Below are 26592 nucleotides of genomic sequence, written 5' to 3' on the forward strand. Positions count from 1 at the left end.
TCCTATGAGGCAAATCAAAAACTATCTAGGTTTGGAAGCACAGAACCCACAACCTGAGGAACACGCTTTCTCTCTTCCGCTGGTCTATAGCGCTGTTGTGTTCGTGCTTTTTATATGGCTCATTGTCATGCAGTGGCCAGAGGCTGGGATTCCTTCCCCTCTACACCGCTACAACCCGCAACTTGACGGTGGAATCAACTGGGTGGAAGACGCCCCGCTTGGGCAAGGTACTAGAGTGCTTGCCTGGGCGGCTTTTGCCTGGAAATTTAGCATGTACCTGGTAGTAACAGCCCTGCTCTACAGGTTGGCTCGTATTTTCTACACTAAGGCACACTTTGGTACCCAAGCTCTTGCTCTTTTGAGGGCGGCCCAGATAGTCCTGCTAGGGGGAATGATCGTCTACTCGCTCCTGACAGCTTTTCTAACGCGGGCTGTGGCAAATGATTATGATCTGCCGGACATCCACAGCGAAAGCACCTTTTTCTCTGACCAGGGTCTGCTGACCCTACTCTTTGTGGCAACTCTCTTCTTTATAGAAGGCGCCCTGCGCCGCGGTCTCACTCTCCAGGAGGACTCCGATGCAACCATCTAAAACAGCCAACAGCTTCCAAGAATCATTCAGCCTACCGTTACTGGGCTTTATCCTTCTGGCCTTTATTTTCCCAGTGACTATGGTCCTTTACTGGCCCTATCCCTCACAGGAAGCTCTGTGGGTGACCTATGAGTCGGCGCCGGGACAGATAACAACCCTGGACACAGCCTCGCTACCGCTCTTTGTCAAAGTTTTTGCTTGGGTGGACCACGCCCTACCCTCCCTGGGAGCAAGTATCTTTGCTCTTCAGATGGCCCGGGTATCAGCCAACTTTAACGTAGCTGCACAATTTACTCAGAAGTCAGTGCGCTACTTCTACCAGCTCCGTATGATGGTGCTGTGGTGGGGGATTGCTTATGCTCTTGTCCACAATATTATTGTTCTCTGGAGCGTAGAGAACTACTACGTAGGCTACGGCAGGATTACCATCAACGGTATCTGGCTCAACTGGCCAATCTTCTATGCAGTGGTTATCTTCCTAATAGCCGGATTTATGGAAGGGGCCCTAAGCCGTAGCCTCAAACTCCAAGAGGACGTAGACGCCACCATCTAAGAATTGAAAGAAGAGCACCCCGCCCACCCCGTAGCGCTAGCATATCTCCCGGGTTGGCGGGGTGCTCCTGTTTCTAGTTAATCTCCACAACCACCGGGGCATGGTCCGAAGCGCCCTTACCCTTACGCTCCTGGCGGTCAATCTCCGCACCCACCACACGGGCCGCCAGTGCAGGGGAATAGAGCTGAAAATCAATCCGCATACCCTCATTCTTAGGGAAACGCAGCTGAGTATAATCCCAGTAGGTATAAGGCACAGAGGTATGAGGCCGGGCCACATCGACCAGACCCAAAGGCTGATCTAAAAAGGCTTGGAAGGCCGCGCGCTCCGGCTCCGTCACATGGGTCATCTGATTCTGGCGGAAGAAATCAATATCCCACACATCCTCATCAAGCGGGGCAATGTTAAAGTCACCTACCAGAGCAAACTGGGCGCCCGAATCCTGCTCCAACCAGCCCAGCGCCTCCTGCCGGAGCTGACCCAGCCACTCCAACTTATAGGCCATATGCGGGTCGTCCACACCCCTCCCATTGGGCACATACAGGCTCCACACCCGAACCCCACCGCAGGTAGCACCCAAAGCGCGGGCCTCCACCTGGGGCTCCTGCCCCGGCTTACCAAAAGCAGGCTGACCCGCAAAGGTGCGCTGAATATCTTCAAGCCCTACACGCGAGGCAAGCGCCACACCGTTCCACTGCGAAAGCCCAAAATGAGCTACCTCATAGCCCGAATACTCAAAAATCTCAAAAGGGAAATTCTCATCGGTAGCCTTGGTCTCTTGAAGGGCGAGCACATCCACGTCGCTACGCTCTAACCACTCCTCTACACGGTCAACGCGGGCACGAATCGAGTTCACATTCCAGGTGGCAATCTTCATGAGTTTAAGCCTAACAGGGCTACTAGCCACCAGCCTTTACCCCTGCCCGGCCAATGGGTTTAGCTCTGAGGGGGCAAGGGGTGAGGTAGAGCTAGCCTCTGGCAAAAATGAAAGTTTACTTAGTTTACCTGGGCTCTGATAGGTACTAGGGTGGTGAGACAGACCAGGTCGTCCACGAAACGAGTAAGCATGGCCCAGACACCGGCAATCGAATTTATAGCGGTCACTAAAAAATACGGAAACACTGCGGTAGTAGACAACCTTAACCTGTCCATACCCCAGGGGAAAATAACCGTCTTCGTTGGCCCCTCCGGCTGCGGTAAAACAACCTCCCTGCGCATGATCAACCGCATGGTTGAGCACACCAGCGGACAGATCCTGGTTAACGGCCAGCCCAATACCGACCAACCCGAGCACCAGCTGCGCCGCTCGATTGGCTATGTTTTACAGCAGGCTGGGCTCATGCCCCACCAGACCGTTGTCGATAATATCGCCACCGTACCCCGGCTCAAGGGCACCCCCGCCCGTCAAGCCAGAGAAAAAGCACTGGCTCTACTTGAAACCGTTGGCCTTGACCCCTCACTGGCTAAAAAATACCCCGCCCAGCTTTCAGGCGGGCAGGCCCAGCGGGTAGGCGTAGCCCGTGCCCTAGCAGGCAACTCATCCATCCTGCTCATGGACGAGCCCTTTAGCGCTATCGACCCCGTCGTACGAGCCGAACTCCAAGAGAACCTGCTTGCTTTACAAAAGGAGCTCAACCTAACCATCGTCTTTGTCACCCACGACATTGACGAAGCAATCCTGCTGGGCGACTATGTAGCTGTTTTTGCCCAAAGCGGCCACATAGCCCAGTTCGGCACCCCCGAAGAAATCCTGCGCGTACCTGCCAATGACTACGTGGCATCATTTGTGGGGCGAGACAGAGGAACCAGGCGGCTCACCTTTGCCCAAGCAGACGGCCTCACTCTCTACCCGCTGACCTCACCCGAGGTCACCGCAGAGAGCTGGAAGCTACGCGTCACCGACGGCAAACCAGACGGCTGGGAGGCCGCAGGAAAATGCTTCCCCGGGGGCTCACTCTTTATACAGGGCGGTAGCCTGCGCGATGCTCTAGACTCGGCACTCTCTTCTCCCTCAGGTTGGGGCGTAGCTGTAGACCAAACTGGTCATCTACTAGGCCTACTCAAAGCAGAAGACGTTCTCCACGCAACCCGGCAGGAGCGAATCCAGCGTTACGGGATTAAGGGCGAGGGGGGCAGCGCATGAGCTGGGCCCTCGATAACCTGGGCTATCTAAGCCGGCTCACCCTCCTGCACCTGCTCCAGGCACTTATTCCACTGATCTTCGGGTTCCTCCTATCACTACCCCTAGCCCGCCTAGCACTCAGCCGCCGTAAAGACGGGCGCTCCACCGAAGGGTACACCCCAGTAGGTAAGCTACGCCGGGGCCTAGTCATCAACGGCTCAGCCCTGCTGTATACCATCCCCTCTCTGGCATTATTTGTGCTCATGCCCCTGGTACTGGGTACCTCTATCACTTCCCCCGTAAATGTCTATGTTGCTCTGACCATCTACGTACTTGCCATGATGGTCAGAAGTGCTGTAGACGCCTTTGAATCTGTCTCACCCGTTACCCTCGAAGCCGCCACCGCACTGGGCTACACCCCTGCCAGGCGGTTTCTCAAGGTGGAGTTCCCCCTGGCCCTGCCGGTCATGATTGCAGGCCTAAGGGTCGCCCTGGTCGCCAATATCTCTATGGTCTCGGTAGGTGCTGTCATTGGTATCCAGTCATTAGGCACCCTCTTCACCGACGGACTCCGCCGTGACCTACCCGCAGAAATTATCACCGGAATTTTACTGACAGTAGTGCTCGCCCTGATTCTGGACCGAGCCCTTGCCCTCGCCGGTAACGGCCTGACCCACTGGAGGAAGGCATGATTTTCGAACAAGTAGGGCACTGGTTCACCGCCCCCGGAGCCTGGTCCGGCGCCGGAGGTATCTGGCAACGCCTGGCTGAACACCTAGGATACTCGCTAGTCGTCCTGCTGATAGCGGCCGCTATCGCCCTACCCCTAGGAGCCTGGGTCGGGCATACCGGTAAAGGTGAGAACCTGGTGGTTGCTTCTACTGGAGCGCTCCGGGCCCTGCCCACCCTGGGTCTGCTCACCCTCTTCGCCCTCTGGCTGGGCTTGGGCTTCACCGCCCCAGCCCTAGCCCTCATCATCCTGGCTATCGCGCCCTTACTTGCTGGCACCTATGCCGGTATCTCCGCCGTAGATCCCATCACCATTGATGCCGCCCGCGCTCAGGGCATGACCGCCTGGCAGGTTCTGACCCGGGTAGAACTACCCATCGCCCTACCACTGATTTTTGGTGGCATCCGCAACGCTGCCCTCCAAGTTATTGCTACGGTCACCGTGGTCGCCTACATCAACCTGGGTGGCCTGGGCCGCTACCTCATTGATGGCCTAGCCGTCCGCGACTACGCCCGCATGGTTGCCGCCGTCATTCTGGTGGCAGCGCTCGCTCTTGTTGTCGATGCCCTGCTGGCTTTGATTCAGCGCCTACTGACCTATCCCGGATTAAGGTAAAAACATGACTTCATTCTCTTTCTCCCGCCGTTCTTTCTTCACCGGGCTAGGCCTGACCGCCGGTACTCTGGGTCTGAGCGCCTGCGGCCTGGACGGTTCTAGCGCCTTTGGTAGCGGGGCTCAGGCAGGCACCATCACAGTTGGTTCGGCTGATTTCACGGAGTCTCAGATTATTGCTGAAATCTATGCGGCGGCTCTGAACATCCGTGGCTTTGAGGCCCAAACAGCGCCTGCTATCGGTGCCCGCGAGGCCTACCTTGGGGCGCTGGCTGAGGGCACCGTGACCGTGGTACCCGACTATTCGGGGAACTTGCTTCTCTACTTTGACGCGCAGGCTAAGGCACAAACAGCACAGGAAGTTCTCGAGGCCCTGCCCCAGGCCCTACCCCATGAACTGGCGGTTCTCTCGGCGGCCCCGGCCCAGAACAAGGACTCCCTGGTTGTCACAGCACAGACCGCACAGGAACGCGGGCTGAACAGTCTGGAAGATTTAGCGGGTTTGAGCGGTAAGCTGGCCCTGGGGGCACCGCCTGAATTTGCCGAGCGCACCTATGGCTTGCCCGGATTGAAAGAAAAATACGGTTTTACTCCCTCTTCCTTCGAACCCATCAACGATGGGGCTGGTCCGCTGACCGTGGCCGCCCTGGCAGATGGGACAGTTGATATGGTCAACCTCTATTCCACCGACCCGGCTATTAAAGCCAACGGGTTTGTGGTGCTCGCAGACCCCCTCAACCTGATTCTGCCCCAGCAGGTTCTACCGGTGGCACATGCCGCTACGCTGTCGGTCGCGGCGGCCAAGGTGCTTGATGAAGTGTCGGCTCTCATCACTACCCAAGCCCTGATTGAGCTCAACACCAGGGTTTCGGGTGAGGAGAAGGCATCCCCCCAGGTCGCTGCTAGCGACTGGGTGAAGGCCAACTTCTCCTAGGTGTGTTGCGAAGAGATGAATCCACTAGTGATGTTAGCTTTGGCGAGGGAGGGCTTAGATAGAAAAATGTTTTTGGAGGTCTTGACACCCATCGAATAATGTGACTAGGATTACATCAAATGGCATAAGTCATTTGAAGTAAAACTAAGGAGAGCATCATGTCCCTTATCACCTCTTCACACCCCCCCCCGTCTGTTACGGACGGTCGTAGCTATTGCAGCACTTAGCCTGGGCTTTTTGAACCCTGCTGTTGCACAAGAAGGTGAGGCTTCCGCACCTTCGAGCGTAGCTGGAATCAGTGGCCCGGGAGGGCATCAGACTCAGACATCAAATTCAGGCACTGTGCGGTTTGATAATGGTAAGCGAATCACTGCAAATGCGTGGATTCAGCCAATCGCCAAAGGTGGCTGTGGTAGCTTTCAGACTAGCGCTGTGATGGATGCATCCCCGGTTTGGATTAAGAATACAACTAGCTTCTATCAAATTGGCCTGGGATCGGTGTCAATTCGCGGTATCAGCATTGAGAGTAGTCGGTCTGGCAACAATACTCTGGTATGGACTAACCACAACGGAGCCCGTGGTTCTTATCTGTCTGGGACTGTCTGTGGTGGATGGGGTTCTCTCTATGTTGGAATGGACGTATCAGCGTCCGCTTTCTACTACGGAAATATCCGCGTTGCAAGCACACGTATCTAACTCTTTCTGCTAAGTTACGCTTGGTCCTGCACATTGAGTGTGCAGGACCAAGCTACTCATAGGATACAAGAAATGAAAATAGTTCGTTCCCTAGTGGCAGTGTTATTGGGCGTCATGTTGTGCGTAATTGGCTATCAATTCATTTCGATTGAGGCTGCCCGTCAAGATAGAATTAAGAATGCATACACCCCGGAAAGTATAGTTGAGGACTCAAAGAAGTTTTTTCAAAATAATGGAGAGGTGGTTATTCCTGAACAACCAAGCGGAAAACCCACTCAGCCGGGAGATACTGCTTTAGGGGCATACAGGTATTCCAAACTATTACAAGAAAAGTTTCCCCAACTTCTCACGGAAGAGCAAATTGAAACTCTGAAGAATATTTCTCAAGATCCAAAACAGAACAAGCTCGTGAGAGTCTACGCATACGCTGCTCTCAAGCGTGCTGGCATCGAAGATGATGCTCAAACCGCTCGAGTATTGGTCTCTGAACTTTTTTCAGAACTCCCTGAGGTTGTAGGGCAGGAAAACCTTTCAAGGTACATGGATTTAGCTGAGGTTGGGTTAGATATCAATCCCTATCTCGAGCGCAGGCCTCTTGGAGAGTTTGTCGTGACTGAAAATCAGGAGCGATTGGTTGTTACGGCACTTGCACAAACCTATTTATTCTCAAATGAAGATGAAGTTAAGAAAATGTTTCCAGACGTTAGGGAGAAACTTGATGATTGGGTCTTTGGTGAAGATGCTTTAACCATTCCTGATCGATATTTATTAAGTTCACTCGCATACGTTAATATTAACCCTCTAACGTATGAGCAAAGGCAGTTGATGATGGAGCATGACCGCTCATTGAAACGTTGTCGAAAATCTCCTAGTTACATTGCTGTTGAGGTAAACGGTCTAGAAGTTTGCTCGCTCATGTTGACCGAAGTTTATTACCAGAGGGGAATTTGAAGTGGTCAAAATTCAGGCAAATGATATCTCCAAGAGTTATGAGGTTGGAGATAAATCTATTTCTGTAATTGAAGGGTTTAGCTACGATTTTATACCTGGAAAAATTTACTGTGTATGGGGTCCTTCTGGGTCTGGTAAAAGCACTTTATTAAAGGTTTTGGGGCTTTTGACAGAACCTTCTGAGGGATTTGTTGCATATGATGGCACCCCAATTGTCGGGAGCGGTGGCAGGTCTAATTATTTGAAAAATAAAATTGGTTGGGTTTTGCAAACGAATAACCTGATTGAAAATATGAGCGTTGTCGATAACTTGCGGATCGGATCCCCTGTAAAGCAGAGTCAGCAAGAGATTGAAAAAGTTCTTGACGATGTTGGTCTCCTAGGGTCAATTGATAAAGATGCCAAGCACTTATCGGGCGGTGAATCTCAGCGACTCGCGTTTGCGCGCGCAATTTTGAAAAAACCTGAAGTCCTATTTATAGATGAGTTTACCAGCGGGTTGGACGAAGGTCTTGAGGGTAGGTTAGTATCGCTCACTCGTGAATATGTAGAAAGTGGATATACCGCAATTATTGCTAGTCATAGCCCTGCCGTGAAGGAATCTGCTGATTTCACACTGGAGGTGAAGAACAATGGTTCATAACTATCTTCAATTAATTATTAAAGACTCATCGAGACTTTTGAAAACATATTCAATCGGTATTATTTTTGCGGTTTTATTTACTTCACTTTCGGTTATAACCCTTACTTTTATTGAGGGGAGTGTTCAGGTAGATAGGGAGAAAGCTGAAAAGCTTTCAGCCCTCAGTCTCATTGAGGTAACTGCCTACACGCCTAATGCGCAGATCAATCTGGATAATCAAACCCTGCAGATTATTCAAGATACTGCTGGCGTTGCAGGTATTTATCCCTGGTACCAGAGGTCTTTATCACTTGAAGACCCCGCAACCTGGCCCTCCGAGAATAATCCTGGTGAAATTCCGGCTACTCCCTGGATTCCTGAGCTAGCTCCGGGAATCATCTCAGGAACAGTTTCTCCAGAGGGTCCAGGGGAGGGGGAAATTATTCTTCCGCACAATATCGTCGGTGGAACTACTGAGAATCTCGTAGGGCGTGAAATTCAGGTAGCACTGCAGAAAGAGATAGCGCCCGGTCAAGGGGAGCTTGTTAATATTCCTATGAGGGTGATTGCTACGGCAGATAACTCAGTGGTGGGTGCTGCTGGGCCTCAGCCCAGTTATGTTTCATACGAGACTCTTGAGACCCTGGCTTCTAGCTCTGATTACGTCAATTATTCACTAGCCTATGTCAAGGTCGAGGACGCTTCTCAGGTCTTGGCTGTCCAGAATGATTTGGGCCAGAAAGGCTTTGGGGTGACCAGTTTGTCAGAAAAGATGCCAACCCTGCACGGGTTACTGCGAGCTTTGCAGTACTTCTCTTACATCCTTTTGGGGCTCTCGATCGCTATGGTTATGATACTGGGTTTCCTTATTGGCTCTTCCTGGGTTGGGCATAAGTCTAAAGAGCTTGCTCTTCTTAAAATGTTGGGCTACAGCACTAAAGACCTTTTTGTGATTGTTTTAGGTCAGTTGGGCATGCTCGGAATAATATTAGCTTTGCTTGCTACCGCGGTTAGCTGGGCTGGCAGCTGGACTCTTTCTTCTTACCTAGTCTCCCAAGAAGATAACTTTTTAGGTTTAACCCACGTGGTGTTTCCTGCATGGAATCTACTTCTGCTGATGCTGGTTCTCTACCCGCTAGTCCTTATCTTGGCTGGTCTGGTGCCTGCCCTAAAGATTGCGCGTTTCGACATGGACCGGGTATTCCGAGATTTATAGGATTAGTTAACCTTTGAAGGGTGAGACAGGGGGTGTGTCCGGCGGGAAAGAAGCCTGTTCTGCTAGTAAACACCCCTGCAGTCGCCGGTAGGGGATCGGGCGCAGAACCGCCGGGCTCAGCTCAGGTAGGCAGAGAAAAAGAAATGGGCCCACCAGCTAACACCAGCTGGTGAGCCCACCCTATCCATCTATATTCAGCGACTTCAGGCGCTTATGCGCTCTCGGGGAAGGCCTGAAGACGGCCACCGACCATGCGTTCGAGCACACGAATGACCTGGCAGGAGTAGCCGAACTCGTTGTCATACCAGACGTAGAGAATGGCGTTCTCGTCCCCGGAGGTAATGGTGGCTAGACCATCGACCACGCCGGCGGCACGGGAGCCTACAAAGTCGGTAGAGACAACCTCGTGTGAGTCGGTGTAGTCAATCTGGCGGCGCAGGGGAGAACGCAAGGAGCGCTCCCGCAGCAGGTTGTTGAGCTCGTCCTTAGAACCTACGGGCTTTTCCAACTGCAGGCTCAGAATCGCCATAGACACATCGGGGGTGGGCACACGAATGGCATTGCCGGTCAGCTTACCCTCAAGCTGGGGCAGGGCCTTAGAAACAGCCTTAGCAGCGCCGGTCTCGGTAATAACCATGTTGAGCGCAGCGGAGCGGCCACGGCGGTCACCCTTGTGGAAGTTATCAATGAGGTTCTGGTCATTGGTGAAGGAGTGAACCGTCTCCACATGCCCACGCTTAACCCCGTAGACCTCGTCCATGACTGCCAGCACCGGGGTAATAGCGTTAGTAGTGCAGGAGGCGGCAGAGAGGATCGCGTCCGAATCCTCGATGATGCTGTCGTTTACACCGCAGACAATATTTTTGACGCCCTTACCGGGTGCAGTGAGCAGGACGCGTGAAACCCCCTTGGCTTCAAGGTGGCGGGAGAGGCCCTCTTTATCACGCCAACGGCCGGTGTTATCGACCACGATAGCCTTCTCAATACCATAGGCCGTGTAGTCGACTTCCGCCGGGTCGGATGCGTAGATAAAGCGGATGGGGGTGCCGTTGGCAATGATAGTGGAGTTCTCTTCATCGACCCGGATCGTACCCTTGAAGGCCCCGTGAACCGAATCGCGGCGCAGGAGGGAAGCGCGCTTGTAGATATCGTTATCGGTGTTTTTACGAACGACCACGGCACGGAGCTTGGGCCCTGCACCCGCTGAACGCTCTAGCAAGATACGCGCCAGCAGGCGGCCAATTCGACCAAAACCATAGAGAACAACGTCCTGTGAGGAAGTTTCGATCTGACCTTTCTTGCCAACAACCGGGGCTAGGGTTTGCCGCAACCATTCCTGGCGGTCGCAGGCACCAGATCCCTCAAACTCGCCTTGCAGGCTGGCGATGTCGATGGAGCAGGCTCCCAGTTCAAGCTGGCTGAGGGCCTGCAGAAGTGCCAGGGAATCAGCGGGGTTCAGCTCAACATCGTCGAGCTGACGAGCAAAGCGGTGGGCCTTGAGAATCTGAATCACTGACTTGTTAATGAGGCTGTGACCGTGGATTGAAACAACGACCTTATTCTCCCGGTTTAACCTGCCAATGAGGGGAATCATTGCCTCAGCTTCAGCCTCAGCGGCTAGCCACTGCTGGTGGGCGTTCTCGGCGGAGATTGACATGGTGATATGACCTCTTCTTCCTCGATGAGTAGCGTCCTTGAACTCACCGGTTAGTAGCGCGACGGTGCGCTGCTAGCTAGTGTCTGATGGGCGCCAAACCAGATTACAGCCAGGCAAAACCCCTGGATATGGTGGCGCTACAAATCCAGTCTAGCGTTCTTAAGAAGCTCTTTATTTCTGCGCGCAGTTTATGACAAAAAGACTGCTCACGAGACCAAAGAAATGAGTAAACTAAGTTTATGCTTACTGTCATTGGCGAAGCCCTCGTAGATCTTGTCCAGCGCCCCGGCGTAGAGTCCCACGCCCACCCCGGCGGTTCCCCTATGAATGTTGCTGTGGGCGTGTCCCGTTTGGGCCATGAGACCCAGTTTATTGGCCGCTACGGTAGCGATGCCTACGGTGATCTGATTGAGGAGCACCTGCGGGCTTCCGGCGTGATCCTTCCGGTTGGTGCAGATGCCAAGAAGACTTCTGTTGCTCAAGCCAAGACCGGTGAGACCGGTGCCACTGACTACGAGTTCGACATTGACTGGTCCCTGGATGCAGCTGAAGCTACCCTTGAAGAGGTAGCAAAGAAGGCGACCGCCGTCCACGTCGGTTCTATCGGTGCCATGCTTGAACCCGGTGCCAGCGCGGTGCTAGAAACCGTGCGCCAGGCCGCGCCTCACGCTCTGATTTCCTATGACCCTAACTGCCGCCCCACCATCGTCTCCGACGTTTCTGTAGCTCGGGAGCGGGCTGAAAACCTGGTCCGCTACGCTCATGTGGTTAAGGCTTCTGACGAGGATTTGCTCTGGCTTTACCCCCACCGTGCTCTTGAAGAATCAGCCCGGGCCTGGTTGGATTTGGGCGCCTCCCTGGTGGTTATTACCCGCGGTGAGATGGGGCCTTGGGCGCTGACCCGCAAGACCTCACCCGAAGGCCTTGCCCTGCCTGCTTACCGTGTAGAGGTTGCCGATACGGTGGGTGCCGGTGACTCTCTGATGGCCGCCCTGCTTGCGGCTCTCCTGGATCGTGACATTGAGGGGAAAGATGCCCGTGCCGCCATTGAGCTCTTGAGCAAGGATGACCTCAAAGAGATTCTGGCTTTCTCCGTGGTTGCCGCCGGTATCACCGTTTCACGACAGGGAGCTAACCCTCCCACCCGCGAAGAACTAGACGCTGTACTCTATCCCGGCCAGTAAGCCGGTTACCGCGCCTTGCAGATAGTTTTCTACCCGCCCACTTCAAGGAGGCTCCGCCATGCTTAACCGCCAGCCCTACGCAGATCTGCCCGAGCTGCCGACTTTCACCCTGACTTCTGCCGATGTGGAGGACGGTGCGCCGCTACCTCCGGCCCAGGTCTCCGGAATCATGGGGTGCGGTGGGCAGGACGTCTCACCCCAGCTTTCCTGGTCAGGTTTTCCGCCCGAAACCAAGTCCTTTGTGGTGACCTGCTATGACCCCGATGCCCCCACCCCCAGCGGGTTCTGGCACTGGGCTGTCTCTAATCTGCCAGCAGATGTGACTGAGCTAGCTAGCGGAGCAGCGGAAAATCTGCCAGCAGGTGCGCTGACCCACCTCAATGACGGTGGTACCCGTGGATACATTGGCGCGGCACCACCGGCAGGTCATGGCCCCCACCGTTATATCTTCTGTGTCACCGCTGTTGACGTTGAGCGACTCGACCTGGACCAGAAGGCCAGCCCTGCTGTCGTCAACTTTAATCTCTTCTTCCACGGCATTGCCCGCGCCTTCCTGACGGCGACACACGAAGAGAAATAAAGCACCTGCACATGATCAAGCTGATTGCCAGCGACCTGGATGGGACGCTGATTGGTCATGACTTTAGGTTCCGCCCCCGTACCTTAGAGGCTCTGCATTTGGCAGCAGATGCTGGTATTCAGATCGTTTTTGTGACCGGGCGGCCCCTGCGCTGGATGCAACCCGTCTTAGAGCAGCTCGGTTCTGAATGGAACGGTGAGAACTCTTTTGTTTTCTGCTCTAATGGGGCGGTGACCTATGACATTGGGCAGGGGAAGGTGCTTGCAACCCGCACTATGAGCGGCACCGAGACCCAGGCCCTGCACAGCGAACTGGAAAGAGTTTTCCCCGGTTCTCTCTTTATTGCTGAGACCCTGGACCAGGTCTACGTTCAGGGGAAGTATCGGCCACATGAGCAGGAAGACTCTACCAAGATCGTGGAAGGCCCCATAGGGTGCACCCTTGATTCCGAGGCGGGTGTCGTTAAATACCTGCTCTACCGGGAAGGGGCTGCCCCTTCTGCACTCTTAGACCAGGTGCGTGATGTGGTGGGGGAGCGAGCGGCTGTGACCCGCTCTGCCCCCTACCAGCCCCTGGTCGAGCTTGCCCGAAAGGGGCTGAACAAAGGCTGTGTTCTGGCTGACTTCGCGGCCGAGCACAGTATTAGATCAGATGAGGTCTTAGCATTTGGCGACATGCCCAATGACTTGGAGATGCTAACCTGGGCGGGGAAAGGTTACGCCATGGAATCTGGTCTTCCCCAGCTAAAAGAGCAGGTGGGGCGCACCTGCCCGGGGTTCGATCAAGACGGTGTAGCCCAGGTAATTGAAGGCATACTCGCTCATCCTTCAGAAGACCTTATTTGAACTGCGCGTAATAATATACTGGGGTCATGCAGGCACACGCATTTACACCCTTAAAGAGGTACGCCTCTACCTCTATCTACGCCCATAGAGGCTTAGCCCAAACACAGGCAGAGAATACCGATCTTGCTTTTGCGGACGCCCTCAAGGCTGGGGCTGACTGGATTGAAACAGATGTGAACACCACATCCGATGGTGCTGTGGTGGTTTTCCATGACCCTACCCTGGACCGGCTTAGCGATAGCGTCGGCGCTATCAAAGACATGACCTGGGAGCAGGTGCGGGCTGTTGAACTCAAGGACGGTGGCACCGTACCGCTGCTGGAAGGTACGCTTCGGGCTTTCCCCCAAGCCCGTTTTAACATTGACCTCAAAGATGCGGGATCGGCTGAAAGAATCATTCCAGTCCTTTTAGCAACCGGTGCCCAAGAGCGGGTTCGCGTGGCTTCCTTTAGTGAGCGTCGGCTGCGTCAGGCTCACCGCGCGGCGCAGAAGGCAGGTATCAGCCTGAGCATGAGTGCTTCACAACTTGCGGTTTCCCTCTTCTATCTTGCGTCGCGGGTAGCGCCTGGGCTGTGGGCTTCGCTCTTGCCTTTGATCAAGCACCTTTTTCTTCCCTTTGATTCTTTGCAGATCCCGGTCTACTACAGGTTGGCTGGCCGTAACATACGCATTGCCGACAGGGCATTGGTTGAGGCGGCCCACCGCGCAGGCCTGGAGGTCCACGTGTGGATCGTTGATGATCAGCGCACCATGCGGGAACTGATCGCACTAGGCGTTGACGGGATCGTCACTAACCACACAGACGTGCTTGCCAGAATCCTTGGGCGTTCTGAGTAAATAGTTCTTAACCCAAAGGCACCGAACCAAGATAGGTTCAGTGCCTTTTCTGTGGGCTGTGCATATCAGCTTTTGGGGCTAGTGGATGTCGCCTTTAGCCTCGGTGGGGGTGAGCGGTTCGGGGTGGGCACCGCTGCGCTTGTTGAGGGCAGCCATGAGATGGTAGACCACCAGGGTCGCTGCTGTACCCAGGGCGATACCGGCGAACTGCAGGCCGGCAATGTCCCAGGTGTAGTCGGCGATACCCACAATCAGAGCTACCGACGCGGCGCTCAGATTAACCTGGTTGGAGAAGTCTACGCGGTTCTCCACCCAGATACGCACACCGAGCATACCGATCATGCCGTAGAGCACGGTGGCGGCACCGCCCAGCACACCGGCAGGTACTGATGCCACGGCGGCACCAAAGACGGGGAAAATAGAGAGCAGGACAGCGAAGATAGCCGCTACCCAGTAGGCGGCGGTTGAGTAGACCTTGGTTGCGGCCATGACACCGATGTTCTCGGCGTAGGTGGTGGTACCGGAACCGCCACCGGCACCGGCCAGGGTGGTTGCCAGACCGTCCGCCATGAGGGCACGTCCTGAGTATTTATCGAGGTTATCGCCGGTCATCAGAGCCACTGACTTGACGTGGCCGATGTTCTCAGCGACCAGAACCAGGATGACGGGTATGAAAAGACCGGCCAGGTTCCAGTGGAACTCGGGGTGCTGGAAGTGGGGCAGACCGATCAGGCCCTCATTCTCCCAGGCGGCCTGAATCTTTTCGAACTTGACTTCTCCGCGTAGGGCGGCGGTCATGTAACCGATAACTACACCCAGCAAAATGGATAGACGGCCAATCATGCCCTTGAAGAGTACTGAAATGAGGATGATAGAGGTCAGCGTAACCAGCGCGGTCACAGGGGCTTCCATAAAGTTGTTCTTAGCGCTGGGGGCAAGGTTGAAGCCAATGAGAGCCACAATGGAGCCGGTAACCACCGGGGGCATGAGCTTGGTCAGCCAGGCGGTGCCAGCAATCTGAACAACGGCACCCACTATGAAGAGGGAGATACCGGCCATAACAATGCCGCCCAGTGCACCGCCGGGGCCGTACTGGTTACTTGCGGCCGCCAGAGGGGCAATGAAAGCGAAAGAAGACCCCAAATAGGAGGGTACGCGCCCGGCTGTTATCAGCAGGAAGAGCATGGTGCCCACACCCGAGAAGAAGAGCGTGGTCGCCGGTGGGAAGCCGGTCAGCAGGGGGACCAGGAAGGTTGCGCCGAACATAGCCACAACGTGCTGGGCGCCGATACCGATGGTGCGGCCCCAGGTCAGCCGTTCAAGCGGGTGGACGACCCCGCCGGGGGTAATGCTTTTGCCGTCGCCGTGTAGCGTCCAGGCGAAGCCCAATCTGGAATTATTGTCTGCCAATGCTCTGCGCTCCTTATGCCCCACCAGTGGGGCTGTGCGGGTCTGAGGTGTGTGTGAACCGCTAGTAATTGTACGGTGCTCACTTGGTTTGCGGGCCAAGAGAACGGCGGTAACCGGTGTGATATTGCTTAGGGGAAACCAGAAAACCATTCCATAGGGTCTGCACCACCGTTTGGATCATGTAGAGGTTCCCCCGCTACCTGAAGAGAGGACACCCGACCCCAGCAATCGACAAATAGGCCCTTGAAAACTTAACCTGTTAAGTAACCCCGCCGCACCTACCAAGGGCCCACCTGTGACCATAGTTCTTGCGCTTTTTCTCCTTGCCACCATCGCCACACCCTGGCTCTACCGTCGCATGGGGACCTCCACCTTCTACCTGCTGGCCGCTACCTCGGCGGCGGTGCTTGCGCTGGTGCTCTCGCGCACCGGCTCCATCCTGGGCGGAACCCCCTGGCAGGAAAGCTACCGGTGGATCCCGCAACTGAGCCTTGAGCTGACCTTCCGCATGGATACCCTCTCCTGGGTTATGAGCCTGCTGGTACTGGGCGTCGGTTCGCTGGTGCTCTTCTACTGCGCCAGCTACTTCAAGCACTCCACCGGTGATAACGGCCAGTTCGCGGCCTATCTCTTTGGGTTTGCCGGTGCCATGTTCGGGCTGATCACTGCCAATGACTTCGTCGTCATGTTCATCTTCTGGGAAATCACCACCATTCTTTCCTACCTGCTCATTGGCTACTCCCGGCATCGCTTGTCGGCCCGCCGTTCAGCCCTCCAAGCGCTGACCGTTACCACCGCAGGTGGCCTGGCCATGTTGGTGGGTATTGTGATGCTGGGCTACAGCCTGGGCACCTACAGCCTGAGTGAGCTGGTAGAACGAGGCCCTGCTGTTCTGGCCGCCGCGCAAGAGGGGAAGGGCCCACTTAGCCTGGGCATGCTCTCAACCGCCCTGGTGCTGATTCTGTGCGGTGCCCTGTCCAAGTCCGCCATTTTCCCACTCCACTTCTGGCTCCCCGGGGCTATGGCCGCACCCACCCCGGTCTCTGCCTATCTGCACGCCGCCGCTATGGTCAAGGCCGGTATCTATATCCTGCTCCGCCTAGCCCCCGGCTATGGTGAAGTTGCCCTCTGGCAGAACACCCTCATCATCTTTGGTGCATTCACCATGGTTTTTGGTGGCTGGAGCGCCCTCAAACAGACCGACCTCAAACTCATTCTGGCCTACGGTACGGTCTCCCAGCTGGGCTTCCTGGCCCTGGTGATTTCGGGCGGGACCCCCGATGCGCTCTACGCGGCTGTTGCGCTCATGGTTGCCCACTCCCTCTTCAAGGCCAGCCTCTTTCTCTCCGTGGGTATTATTGACCACCAGTCCGGCACCCGCGATATTCATAAGCTTTCCGGTATCTACCGGCACGCGCCCAAGCTGGCTGTCCTGGCCACACTCTCCGCCGCTTCTATGGCGGGCCTACCGCCCCTGGCCGGTTTTGTGGCAAAAGAAGCCGTCCTAGAAACCTACCTGGGCCCCACCGTGGGCTGGCAACGGGCCGTCACCCTTATTGCGATTATCGCCGGGTCTATCCTAACCTTTGCCTACTCGGGCCGCTTTGTCTGGGGTGCTTTCGCCGTCAAGCCCTACGCCTACATGCACCGTGAGGGTGTCAAATACTGCCAGCTACCGCACCAGGCCGGTGCCGAGGCCACCCCGGCAGATACCCCCGTCAGCCCGCGCGCTCTGGAAGGCAACCGCCGGGGAGTTAAGCTCAGCCCCGACACCGCCTTCCACCCGGTCCCCTATACTTTCCTTTGTGCACCGCTGGTACTGACCCTGCTCAGCCTGCTCTACGGCTTCTACCCGGAACCGGTGCACCTCTTCATCACGTCTATCCTCACCGCCTTCCCCGCAGAGGCTGAGCCGCTGAGCCTGCACCTGGCCCTCTGGCACGGCATCACCCCGGCGCTCCTGACTTCGCTGGCCATTATGGCAATCGGCACCTTACTCTTTATCTTCCGCAAGCAGATTGAAGAGCTCCAGAGCGCCCTGCCCACAACACCGAATGCCTCGATTGTCTACCGCGATCTCATGGACTCCCTGGACAGGCTAGCGGTCTGGGTCACCGGTGTCACCCAGCGCGGCTCCCTGGGTTTCTACCTGGGTATTATCCTGATTACCGCCGTGGTTGTTCCCTTCACGGCTCTCTACATCAACGAAACCCCACCGCTGGCCAACGTGCGAGTCTCCGAATCCCCGGCCCAGTGGTCCATTGTGATTGTGATGATTGTGGCCGCCCTGGTTGTGGTCTTTGTCCGCAAACGCTTCCTAGCTATCATGATGGTTTCGGTGACCGGCTATGGCATGGCAATTCTCTTTGCCTTACGGAGCGCACCCGATCTAGCCACCACCCAGCTTTTGGTGGAGACCATCGTCCTGGTTGCTTTCGTGCTGGCCATGCGCGTGCTACCCCGCAAAATCCCCCTGATCCGCATCAAGGGCGGGGCAGACGGGGCCCACAAAACCCTGCGCATCATCATTGCCTTGGGCTTTGCCGGTCTCATGATGGCCCTGGCCATGTTCACGCTCTCATCTCGCTCGCTTTCACCTATCTCCGTGGAGATGCCACAGCTGGCCTACCAGATCGGCCACGGCTACAACGTGGTCAATGTGACCCTGGTTGATATGCGCGGCTGGGATACCTTCGGGGAAATATCCGTGCTGGCCCTGGCCGCTACCGGTGTTGCCTCCTTGCTCTTTATCGGCGGGCGGGCAGACTCTGCCAGCACCCGCCGACCGGACACCCAGACCATGAAAAAGATCGAGAAATCCTTTGCTCAGCGCACCCAGATTACGGTGCAACAGCGAGTCGCTGGCCAGTTCTCCTCGGTAGAGCGTGACCCCTTCATCGTGGCCGGGCGCACCCTGCCGCCGGAGTTCCGTTCCATCCTGCTGGAGGTCATGACCCGCCTGCTCTTCCACACCCTGATCATGGTTTCCCTCTACATGCTGTTTGCCGGGCACAACCTGCCCGGTGGTGGCTTTGCCGGTGGCCTGGTCGTTGGCCTGGCTTTGGCCGTGCGCTACCTAGCCGGTGGGGGAGCAGAGCTTCGTGCCGCCTCACCGCTCTCTGCGGGTGCTTTCCTGGGCTCAGGTCTGGGTATTGCAGCCCTCTACGCCCTGGCTCCCGTATTCTGGGGTGACCCGGTGTTCTCCAGTTATGCCTTGGACTTCTGGCTACCGGTCTTTGGCCAGGTCCACTTTGTCACCGCCACCATCTTCGATGTCGGGGTCTACCTGCTGGTGATTGGATTGGTTCTAGATATCCTGCGAAGCCTGGGTGAACGCATCGACCTGAAGCTCATGAACGAACGCCGCAGAAAAGAAAAACAAGCCCGCGCCAAAGCAGGAAAGGCCTAAGAAATGGTCATTGATTTCAGCCTTATCCTGGTCATGGGCGTGCTCTACGCTGTGGGGGTCTACCTCATTCTGGACCGATCCCTGACCCGCGTCCTACTCGGTCTGATGCTCATGACCAACGCGACAAACATCCTGATTCTGCATGCGGGGGGACCGGCGGGTCTGGCACCTTTCTATAAGGCAGATGCCGCCGCAGGTGACTATTCAGATCCGCTTCCGCAGGCCCTGATTCTAACGGCAGTCGTGATTTCCTGCGCAGTCACTGCCCTGGTCCTGGGCATCATCTACCGTAGCTGGTTGCTTTCACGCGCCGATGAAATTACCGATGATATCGAAGATATCCGCGTTGCTATCAAAGACAGCTTCGACAAAGAAGAGGACGCCGCCGCAGAGGTCGATAGTTCCGAGTTCGACGGTGACGAAGAGACCCGTGAGAAAAAATTCACTGAAGCTGAAGAGAAGAATAAACTGATCCACACCGGCTCCTACTCAGCCACACCCAAGAAGGCGGACTAGCTCATGCAGATAGCCCAGCTTGCTCCTCTTTGTGTCATCATTCTGTTCCTGGCGGCAGCCATCACCTTTATCTCTCGCAAGGCGCGCCTTCAGCGTGTCATTGCCTTTACTGCGGTAGCTTCTACCCTTGCTTTTGAGAGCCTGCTCCTGGCTTCGGCTTGGTCTGGCCCGCCTCAGACCGTGCATCTAGCGGGCTGGGAGGCACCCTTTGGTATCACCATGGTGGTGGATCAGCTGTCGTCGCTCATGCTGGTGGTGTCTTCGATCATCTCACTGGCGGTGCTGGTTTTTGCTACTGGCCAGCACCTGCAAGATGAAGACGATGAGGTGCCCATCTCTGTCTTCTACCCCACCTACCTGCTTCTGTTGGCGGGCGTATCTAACGCCTTCTTGGCGGGTGACCTGTTCAACCTCTACGTGGGTTTTGAGATCCTGCTCATGGCCTCCTACGTGCTAATCACCATGAACGCTAATACCCCGCGTATCCGAGCCGGTGTGACCTATGTGGTGGTTTCGGTTGTTTCGTCCATGCTCTTTCTGACCGCTATCGGCTTTGTCTACGCGTCGGTTGGCACCATCAACATGGCTGATCTTTCCCTCAAATTGGGCACCCTGCCCGAGGGCACCCAGATGCAACTCCACCTGATGCTCCTGATTGCTTTCGGTATTAAGGCGGCGGTGTTCCCGCTTTCCCTCTGGCTCCCGGACTCCTACCCGACGGCACCGGCCCCGGTGACGGCGGTGTTTGCGGGCTTGCTGACCAAGGTGGGTGTGTATGCGATTATCCGTACCGAGACCTTACTCTTCCCTGAGGGACGGCTCGATACCCTGCTGGGGGTTGTAGCGGCCTTGACTCTGGTGGTGGGTATCTTGGGTGCCCTGGCTCAGGATGACATCAAGCGTCTGCTGTCTTTCATCTTGATTAGCCATATCGGCTATATGATCTGGGGGATTTCGCTGGGTAATGAACTGGGTCTGACCACAGTGGTCTTCTACATTGCTCACCATATTGTGATTCAGACTGGCCTCTTTATGGTGGTTGGCTTGGTGGAACGCCGCGGCGGGTCCACCAATACCCGCCGTTTGGGTGGCCTTGTTAAGACAGCGCCTTTCCTGGCCCTGCTCTACTTCATTCCCGCCATTAACCTGGGTGGCATCCCGCCTTTCTCGGGCTTTATCGGCAAGGTGGGCTTTTTGGAGGCTTCTGTAGAAAATGGTGGGTTTCTGGCCTACGCTAACGCCGGAATCGGTGTTTTGGTCTCCCTGCTGACTCTGCTGTCTCTGGCCCGCGTGTGGAACAAGGCCTTCTGGCGGCCCGCTAGGGAAGCAGAAGATCCCACCCCTGAGCTGGTCATGGCCGAGCACTCCGAGGACCCGGCTCACTACCAAGCCAAGCCTATTCCCGCAACCATGATGCTTCCGACCGTCAGCCTGGTAGTGGTGGGCGTACTGATTACCGTGTTTTCGGGTCCCCTGTTTCAGCTCGCTGATAAGGCCTCGGATAACCTCTTTACCCCCGATATGTATATCACCTCGGTCTTTGGGCCAGATGCCCCCACCCGCTCCGACTACTTGCAGCAGCAAATCGTTGATCACAGATCCCAGGAGGTGAACCAGTGAAGAAGTCTTCCCTGAGCCTGGCGGGCCTGGTTCACGCCCTTCCGCCGTTTGCCTGGCTGGTCTTTGTCTGGTGTGCCCTCTGGCAGGATTTCTCGCTCCGCTTTGTGGCTTTTGGTGCGCTCCTGGCATTTCTGGTCATGGCCGTCTTTAAGCTCCCCACTCTTTACCTGTCCAACCGGCTCAATATCTTCTACGCTTCTCAGTTTGTGGTGCTCCTATTCTGGAATATCGCCAAGGCGAGTGTGGAGGTCATGTGGCTGGCCGCTATCTTCCGCCCACCCCTGTCTAACTCGGTGGTTGCGGTACCTTTGCGCACCCGCTCTGACCTTCTGCTGACGGCTGTTTCTCATACCATGTCGCTGATACCGGGCTCGGTGGTTGTTGAAGTGGATCGTCCCCATTCGGTGCTTTACTTCCATGTTTTAAATATTTCTACCCCCGCTGAAATTGAGCGCTTCACCAGGAGTGTCGCCTATTTTGAGGCGCTCATTATCAAGGCATCTGGCAGTAAAGAAGAGTACGAGGCCCTCAAAGCTGAAGAAGCGGCTATGACCGTAGCCCCTAAGGAGGAAGGATGAGCTGGGTTTTCTGGGCTACAGGCCTGATGCTGACGCTGGCCACTTGGGGCACCGTCTACAGGATCTGGAAAGGGCCTGCACTCCTGGACCGTGTACTCGCCAGCGATGTGCTTCTCTCCATTTTGACTGCGGCTTTGTGCCTGCTCATGATTCTGACCGATAGCCAGTTCTACATGATTCTGCTGGTTACTATCGCCATGATTGGTTTTGTGGGTTCGGTGACGGTCGCCCGGTTTGCCGATAACTCTAAGGCTGATGAACCCGCACCGGCATCTAAGGTTATTGCTCCTGGCCGCTTGAAGGCCCGCCGCCAGCGTCTTGCGGGTTCAAAGAAGAGCCGCTCGGCAACTAAGAACAGCGAAGTTAAGTCAGAGGAGGGCCGCAAATGAGTCTCGATACGGTTTTTGATGTGCTCACCGCCGTCTGCATGATTGCCGGTGCCCTCATGTCCTTGGGCGCGGCAATCGGTCTGGTGCGCTTCCCGGACCTGCTCACGCGCTTGCACGCGGGTACTAAGCCTCAGGTTTTTGGCATGATTCTGATGCTCCTGGCGGTGGGATTTCATTTCCGTTCCTGGGCCCTGCTCCCGGTCCTGCTGGTGATTTTGCTCCTGCAGATGCTGACCATCCCCATTTCCGGGCATATGATGGGCCGCTCTGGCTACCGTAACAAGCACTTCCATAAGGACGACCTGCGCCACGATGATCTGCGTGCTCTAGTCGATAGGTCCGAACCCTAACCTTGCCCCATGAGACAGGCCAGCCCGGTAGGAACATTGAAGGGCCTACCGGGCCAGTATGCCTCTTGAGTACACGGAATAAAGAGGAGGCTGTGAGTTAGCGGATTCCCGCCATTTTATGGACAATCCACCGATTCATACCACCCAGGGCTACTCCTAGGGCGATGGTTATAAGCCCTAGTGTAGTGAAATAGGCTACTTCGGTTTCTATAGAGTAGAAGCGCCCAAGCCAGCCGGCTAGCACCGTGCCAAGTGCCGAAGATGTGAAGTAGAGGGCCATCATGGCTACTCGGTGGTTTTGGGGTGCCAGCTTGGTTGCCAGCGAGATACCTACAGGAGAGATTGCTAGTTCACCCAGGGTGCAGATGAAGAGAATCAAGACAATCCACAGGAAGCTAACCTCAGTGTTCCCAGCCTGGGGGATAAAGAGCAAGAAGGCGACCCCGGTCAGAATAAGAGCTAGGGAGAACTTGAGGGGGGTGGTGGGTTGGCGCTCGCCCATCTTGGTCCACAAGGCTGTGAAAACGGCACCGAAAATGATGATGAAGATCGGGTTGATGGAGTTCATGAATTCCGGTGTGAGCTGTAGACCCATGATGTTCCAGTTGATACGGGACTCGGAGTAGATAGCAAGCACGGTGAACTGTTGCTGGAAGAGCGCCCAGAAAGCCACGCTTCCAAAGAACATGGGGATAAAGGAGATCACCCGTGAATGTTCTTCTGCAGTGGTGAGTTTGGAGGTCAGCAGAGTGTAGAAAAGTGCGAGAGCGCAGACCGCTATAAGGCTCATGACCCAGGTATCCAGGTTGTCGGGGGTGATCAGGCCGGTGAAGACCAGGGCTAGAATTGCGGCAATAATGACAACTGCGGCTACGCTGTAGGTCTTCTTTTCGGAAGGGCTTAGGGGCGCAGAGATCTGGTGGACGCTCTCTGGCAGGTTCTTTCGGGTTAGAGCGTATTGGATTAGGCCGATAGCCATGCCAGCCGCCGCTAGGCCGAAGGCCAGGTGGAAGCCGTAGGTTTCACGGGTAAGGCCGGTCAGTGCTGGGCCGAAGAGGGCACCCAGGTTAATACCGATGTAGAAGATAGTGAAACCCCCATCACGACGGGGATCTTCGTGCTGGTAGAGAGAACCTACTAGTACGGAGGCATTGGCTTTGAGCCCGCCAGAGCCGATAGCGACCATGATGAGGCCGGTGATAACACCACTTGCACCTGGTAGAAGGGCTAGCGCCAGGTGGCCGCCCATGATGAGGGTAGCTGAGGAAAATAGGGTGCGTTCGGGCCCTAGGATCCTATCCCCAAAGATGCTGCCAACGATGGTCATCAGGTAGACCATGCCACCGTAGGCCCCCATGACACCTGCAGCTGAGGTATCGCTGAGCAGGGCAAGCCCGCCGCGTTCAGTTTCCCAGTAGAGGTAGTAGAGCATGAGCACCTGCATCCCGTAGAAGGAAAAACGTTCCCACATTTCTACGGAGAAGAGGTTAGCTAGCATTCGGGGGTGGCCGAAGAAGGTTTTTCCGCTGGAGGGGGCCGGGTGTTCTCGTTTTGTCTTGTGTGCAGTTTCGGAGAGCGAAGACATGTATGTTTCTCCTGGTTGCTGGGGTTGATGCCTCATAAGTGCGGGCATTGCTTGCTTTACTGTGTGAGTTTACATCCTCTCCGCCAAAGGCCTTAGGCTAGGTCAAGGAGCAGTGACGGGATCCATAGGTAGCTGGTGTAAAGGGTAAGGCTCCTGCACCATGCTTTAGCCCCCTTGCTTTAGCCCTGATAGAAGCTGAGAGTAACAGAAAATAGCTGGTTTCCAAGGAGGAATGTAGCAGCATGGAATTTGAGATACAACCCAAATCGGTGAATGAGTTGGCTGAGCAGCTGGTTGCTACTGGCGTGCAAACCAACAAGTATGCCCAGGTTCTGTTGGAATCTAATTACTATGACCCAGCTGTATCTGGACGGTTCACAGTGGAACTTGTGAACTTATCTGATTTAGGGTTTGATGAGCCAGCAACGCTACAACATGTTTATGAGCGTGCTCAGGCCACAGGCTACTGCCTCTGTCCACTTGAACTTGCCCCGTATGCGCGTATGCAGTGGTTAGAGCAGGCACAGAGCAACACTTCGATACTGAGCGGTACCCACTCTATGCCAGATAGTGCCGTCAACGTTGCTACCCCGGTACTTTCAGAAGATCACACATTCCCTAAGGGCTTTTACTTGCGCGTAGTGGACGGCGTTCCTTGGTTACGGGGCTACCGATGTGATGATACCTATCTCTTCCCCTTGGAAAGCTGCTTCATGTTTGTCCTACCGCCAGAAAACTAGCCAGGGGAAGGGCCCCTTACCCCGCACGGAGTAAGAGGCCCTTGAGGTGCGAGCGGGGGTTAGGCGATGACGCTATCGACCAGCGCCTTGGCTTCGTTCTGTACCTGGGTCAGGTGATCAGGGCCGATAAAGGATTCTGCATATATCTTGTAGACGTCCTCGGTCCCTGAGGGGCGGGCTGCGAACCAGGCGTTCTCGGTGGTCACTTTCAGACCGCCAATGGAGGCACCGTTGCCCGGTGCCTGGGTGAGCTTAGCGGTAATGGCCTCGCCTGCCAGCTGGGAGGCGGTCACATCGGCGGGGGAGAGCTTGCTCAGCTTAGCTTTCTGTTCACGGGTTGCAAGGGCGTCTACGCGGGCGTAGGCGGGCTCACCAAAAGCGTCAGTTAGCTCTGCGTAGCGCTGCGACGGGGTCTTACCGGTCACAGCAGTCATTTCGGAAGCCAGCAGAGCCAGAATGATACCGTCCTTATCTGTAGTCCACACCTGCCCCTGACGGTTCAGGAAGGAAGCGCCAGCTGACTCTTCGCCACCGAAGCCTAAGGTCCCAGCGCTCAGGCCATCAACAAAGAATTTGAAGCCAACGGGCACCTCAACCAGCTTGCGACCCAGCGACTGGGCAACCCGGTCAATCATGGAAGAAGACACCAGGGTCTTACCGACCCCTGCGGCGGACGACCAGCCGGTGCGGTTGCTGTAGAGGTAGTCGATGGCAGTTGCCAGGTAATGGTTGGGGTTCATCAGGCCCGCGTCGGGGGTGACGATACCGTGGCGGTCAGAGTCGGCATCGTTACCGGTGGCGATGTCGTACTTATCTCGGTTGGCAATCAGCGAGGCCATGGCATTGGGTGAAGAGCAATCCATACGGATTTTCTCGTCCCAGTCCAGGGTCATGAAAGCCCACTGGGGGTCAACAATCGGGTTAACAACTTCGAGGTTGAGCTTGTACTGCTCAGCGATACGCTGCCAGTAGGCCACTGAAGCTGAGCCCATGGGGTCAGCGCCAATAGTGAGGCTGGACCCGGCGATAGCATCGAGGTCAATAACGGTACCTAGCTCGTTGATGTAAGCGCCTAGGTAGTCGTAGGTACCACTGGTCTCAGCGGCCTTGGCCTGTTCTAGGGAGATACGCTTGACCCCCTTGTTGCCTCCTTCAAGGAGCTGGTTAGCGCGGTCGGCAATCCAGCCGGTGGCGTGAGAATCAGCAGGACCGCCGTGAGGGGGGTTGTACTTGAAGCCACCGTCTGCGGGTGGGTTGTGGCTGGGGGTAATAACGATGCCGTCAGCCTGGGCTCTGTTGCTGGGGTTAGCGTTGTGGACAATGATGGCACGTGACAGTGCGGGGGTGGGGACGTAGCCAGCTGCGGTATCAAGTAGGACGGTGACACCGTTGGCGGCGAGAACCTCAAGGGCAGTGTCTTGAGCCGGGCCGGAGAGCGCGTGGGTGTCTTTGCCCATAAAGAGCGGGCCGCTAATGCCCTGGGCGGTGCGGTACTCAGCGATAGCCTGCGAGATAGCGGCAATGTGAGCATCGTTGAAGGATGCTTTCAGGGAGCTGCCTCGGTGCCCCGATGTTCCAAAAGCTACCCGTTGGGTGGGGTCCTTCAGATCGGGGGTTAGGTCATAGTAGGCGCCGATGAGCGCATCGAGGTTAACAAGGTCTTCTGGGGTGGCAAGAGTGCCTGCGCGAGTGGACATACTTCTAAGAGTAGCCCGCAGGTCTTGGCAAAAGGCACAGATTAGGCCGTGACTGGCGTAAATGTAGGTGTGTTACAGGATTAACTTGCCTAGTCAGAGTGAACCCGCTAGCGGGATTGGGTGCCCAGGAGTCCCGCTGCCCGGCGCTTGTTGGGCTTGTGGCTAGGC

At 55.8% G+C, this 26592-nt stretch carries 25 protein-coding genes; 20 read left to right on the forward strand and 5 right to left on the reverse strand.

Features of this window, described 5'->3' with window-relative positions; genetic code table 11:
- Positions 1-4 precede the first annotated feature (4 nt).
- Together ACN082_RS00795 and ACN082_RS00800 are read left to right on the forward strand one after the other, a co-directional pair.
- Entirely contained in the window at positions 5-592 is a 588-nt protein-coding gene (locus ACN082_RS00795) for a hypothetical protein (RefSeq protein WP_419098951.1), read from the forward strand.
- Positions 579-1145: a hypothetical protein gene (locus tag ACN082_RS00800; RefSeq protein ID WP_419098952.1), complete on the forward strand. Its 567-nt coding sequence runs from the start codon at positions 579-581 to the stop codon at positions 1143-1145. The genes ACN082_RS00795 and ACN082_RS00800 overlap by 14 nt, the downstream gene beginning before the upstream one ends.
- A gap of 73 nt (positions 1146-1218) precedes the next feature.
- On the opposite strand, the gene ACN082_RS00805 is transcribed toward ACN082_RS00800, so the two are convergent.
- Complete coding sequence (locus ACN082_RS00805; RefSeq protein ID WP_419098953.1) at positions 1219-2022, reverse strand: exodeoxyribonuclease III; 804 nt, start codon at positions 2020-2022, stop codon at positions 1219-1221.
- Positions 2023-2211: 189 nt separating this feature from the next.
- On the opposite strand from ACN082_RS00805, the gene ACN082_RS00810 reads away from it, so the two are divergent.
- From ACN082_RS00810 to ACN082_RS00840, 7 genes are all read left to right on the forward strand, one after another.
- The gene (locus ACN082_RS00810; protein WP_419098954.1) at positions 2212-3288 is read left to right on the forward strand and encodes an ABC transporter ATP-binding protein; all 1077 of its coding nucleotides are present in this window, start codon (positions 2212-2214) and stop codon (positions 3286-3288) included.
- A complete protein-coding gene (locus tag ACN082_RS00815; RefSeq protein WP_419098955.1) occupies positions 3285-3959 on the forward strand; it encodes an ABC transporter permease in 675 nt (224 codons plus the stop codon). The genes ACN082_RS00810 and ACN082_RS00815 overlap by 4 nt, the downstream gene beginning before the upstream one ends.
- Positions 3956-4612: an ABC transporter permease gene (locus tag ACN082_RS00820; protein ID WP_419098956.1), complete on the forward strand. Its 657-nt coding sequence runs from the start codon at positions 3956-3958 to the stop codon at positions 4610-4612. Before ACN082_RS00815 ends, ACN082_RS00820 begins: the two co-directional genes overlap by 4 nt.
- Positions 4613-4616: 4 nt before the next feature.
- Positions 4617-5543, forward strand: a complete 927-nt coding sequence (locus ACN082_RS00825; RefSeq protein WP_419098957.1) for an ABC transporter substrate-binding protein — start codon at positions 4617-4619, stop codon at positions 5541-5543.
- Between the two features lie 768 nt (positions 5544-6311).
- Positions 6312-7190: a hypothetical protein gene (locus tag ACN082_RS00830; protein ID WP_419098958.1), complete on the forward strand. Its 879-nt coding sequence runs from the start codon at positions 6312-6314 to the stop codon at positions 7188-7190.
- Between the two features lies 1 nt (position 7191).
- A complete protein-coding gene (locus ACN082_RS00835) occupies positions 7192-7833 on the forward strand; it encodes an ABC transporter ATP-binding protein (protein ID WP_419098959.1) in 642 nt (213 codons plus the stop codon).
- Positions 7834-7870: 37 nt separating this feature from the next.
- Positions 7871-9028, forward strand: a complete 1158-nt coding sequence (locus ACN082_RS00840) for an ABC transporter permease (RefSeq protein WP_419098960.1) — start codon at positions 7871-7873, stop codon at positions 9026-9028.
- Between the two features lie 211 nt (positions 9029-9239).
- On the opposite strand, the gene ACN082_RS00845 is transcribed toward ACN082_RS00840, so the two are convergent.
- The gene (locus ACN082_RS00845; protein WP_419098961.1) at positions 9240-10685 is read right to left on the reverse strand and encodes a glyceraldehyde-3-phosphate dehydrogenase; all 1446 of its coding nucleotides are present in this window, start codon (positions 10683-10685) and stop codon (positions 9240-9242) included.
- 239 nt (positions 10686-10924) lie between these two features.
- On the opposite strand from ACN082_RS00845, the gene ACN082_RS00850 reads away from it, so the two are divergent.
- Genes ACN082_RS00850 through ACN082_RS00865 form a run of 4 tightly spaced genes read left to right on the forward strand, consistent with a single transcriptional unit; the run spans position 10925 to position 14130 of the window.
- Positions 10925-11869: a carbohydrate kinase family protein gene (locus ACN082_RS00850; protein ID WP_419098962.1), complete on the forward strand. Its 945-nt coding sequence runs from the start codon at positions 10925-10927 to the stop codon at positions 11867-11869.
- Positions 11870-11927: 58 nt separating this feature from the next.
- The gene (locus tag ACN082_RS00855; RefSeq protein ID WP_419098963.1) at positions 11928-12449 is read left to right on the forward strand and encodes a YbhB/YbcL family Raf kinase inhibitor-like protein; all 522 of its coding nucleotides are present in this window, start codon (positions 11928-11930) and stop codon (positions 12447-12449) included.
- Between the two features lie 11 nt (positions 12450-12460).
- A complete protein-coding gene (locus ACN082_RS00860) occupies positions 12461-13294 on the forward strand; it encodes an HAD-IIB family hydrolase (RefSeq protein ID WP_419098964.1) in 834 nt (277 codons plus the stop codon).
- Between the two features lie 26 nt (positions 13295-13320).
- Entirely contained in the window at positions 13321-14130 is an 810-nt protein-coding gene (locus tag ACN082_RS00865) for a glycerophosphodiester phosphodiesterase family protein (RefSeq protein ID WP_419098965.1), read from the forward strand.
- A 78-nt stretch (positions 14131-14208) separates the two neighbouring features.
- Here the strand turns inward: ACN082_RS00865 and ACN082_RS00870 are convergent, their stop codons facing one another.
- Entirely contained in the window at positions 14209-15540 is a 1332-nt protein-coding gene (locus ACN082_RS00870; RefSeq protein ID WP_419098966.1) for a uracil-xanthine permease family protein, read from the reverse strand.
- A 295-nt stretch (positions 15541-15835) separates the two neighbouring features.
- Between ACN082_RS00870 and ACN082_RS00875 the strand changes: the two genes are divergently transcribed.
- Genes ACN082_RS00875 through mnhG form a run of 6 tightly spaced genes read left to right on the forward strand, consistent with a single transcriptional unit; the run spans position 15836 to position 22402 of the window.
- Complete coding sequence (locus ACN082_RS00875) at positions 15836-18949, forward strand: Na+/H+ antiporter subunit A (protein WP_419098967.1); 3114 nt, start codon at positions 15836-15838, stop codon at positions 18947-18949.
- A gap of 3 nt (positions 18950-18952) precedes the next feature.
- Entirely contained in the window at positions 18953-19465 is a 513-nt protein-coding gene (locus ACN082_RS00880; RefSeq protein ID WP_419098968.1) for a Na(+)/H(+) antiporter subunit C, read from the forward strand.
- A 3-nt stretch (positions 19466-19468) separates the two neighbouring features.
- Positions 19469-21085, forward strand: coding sequence for a Na+/H+ antiporter subunit D (locus tag ACN082_RS00885; RefSeq protein ID WP_419098969.1), 1617 nt, complete (start codon positions 19469-19471; stop codon positions 21083-21085).
- Positions 21082-21663: a Na+/H+ antiporter subunit E gene (locus ACN082_RS00890; protein ID WP_419098970.1), complete on the forward strand. Its 582-nt coding sequence runs from the start codon at positions 21082-21084 to the stop codon at positions 21661-21663. The genes ACN082_RS00885 and ACN082_RS00890 overlap by 4 nt, the downstream gene beginning before the upstream one ends.
- A complete protein-coding gene (locus ACN082_RS00895; RefSeq protein ID WP_419098971.1) occupies positions 21660-22052 on the forward strand; it encodes a monovalent cation/H+ antiporter complex subunit F in 393 nt (130 codons plus the stop codon). The genes ACN082_RS00890 and ACN082_RS00895 overlap by 4 nt, the downstream gene beginning before the upstream one ends.
- A complete protein-coding gene (gene mnhG / locus ACN082_RS00900) occupies positions 22049-22402 on the forward strand; it encodes a monovalent cation/H(+) antiporter subunit G (RefSeq protein WP_419098972.1) in 354 nt (117 codons plus the stop codon). Before ACN082_RS00895 ends, mnhG begins: the two co-directional genes overlap by 4 nt.
- Positions 22403-22499: 97 nt before the next feature.
- On the opposite strand, the gene ACN082_RS00905 is transcribed toward mnhG, so the two are convergent.
- Positions 22500-23987, reverse strand: coding sequence for a peptide MFS transporter (locus ACN082_RS00905; RefSeq protein ID WP_419098973.1), 1488 nt, complete (start codon positions 23985-23987; stop codon positions 22500-22502).
- 242 nt (positions 23988-24229) lie between these two features.
- Here ACN082_RS00905 and ACN082_RS00910 point away from each other — a divergent pair, with 242 nt between their 5' ends.
- The gene (locus ACN082_RS00910; protein ID WP_419098974.1) at positions 24230-24727 is read left to right on the forward strand and encodes a hypothetical protein; all 498 of its coding nucleotides are present in this window, start codon (positions 24230-24232) and stop codon (positions 24725-24727) included.
- Between the two features lie 59 nt (positions 24728-24786).
- Here the strand turns inward: ACN082_RS00910 and pgm are convergent, their stop codons facing one another.
- Complete coding sequence (gene pgm / locus ACN082_RS00915; protein WP_419098975.1) at positions 24787-26424, reverse strand: phosphoglucomutase (alpha-D-glucose-1,6-bisphosphate-dependent); 1638 nt, start codon at positions 26422-26424, stop codon at positions 24787-24789.
- Positions 26425-26592: the final 168 nt, after the last annotated feature.

The organism is Rothia sp. CCM 9417 (genome assembly GCF_048513575.1).
Classification (GTDB): domain Bacteria; phylum Actinomycetota; class Actinomycetes; order Actinomycetales; family Micrococcaceae; genus Rothia.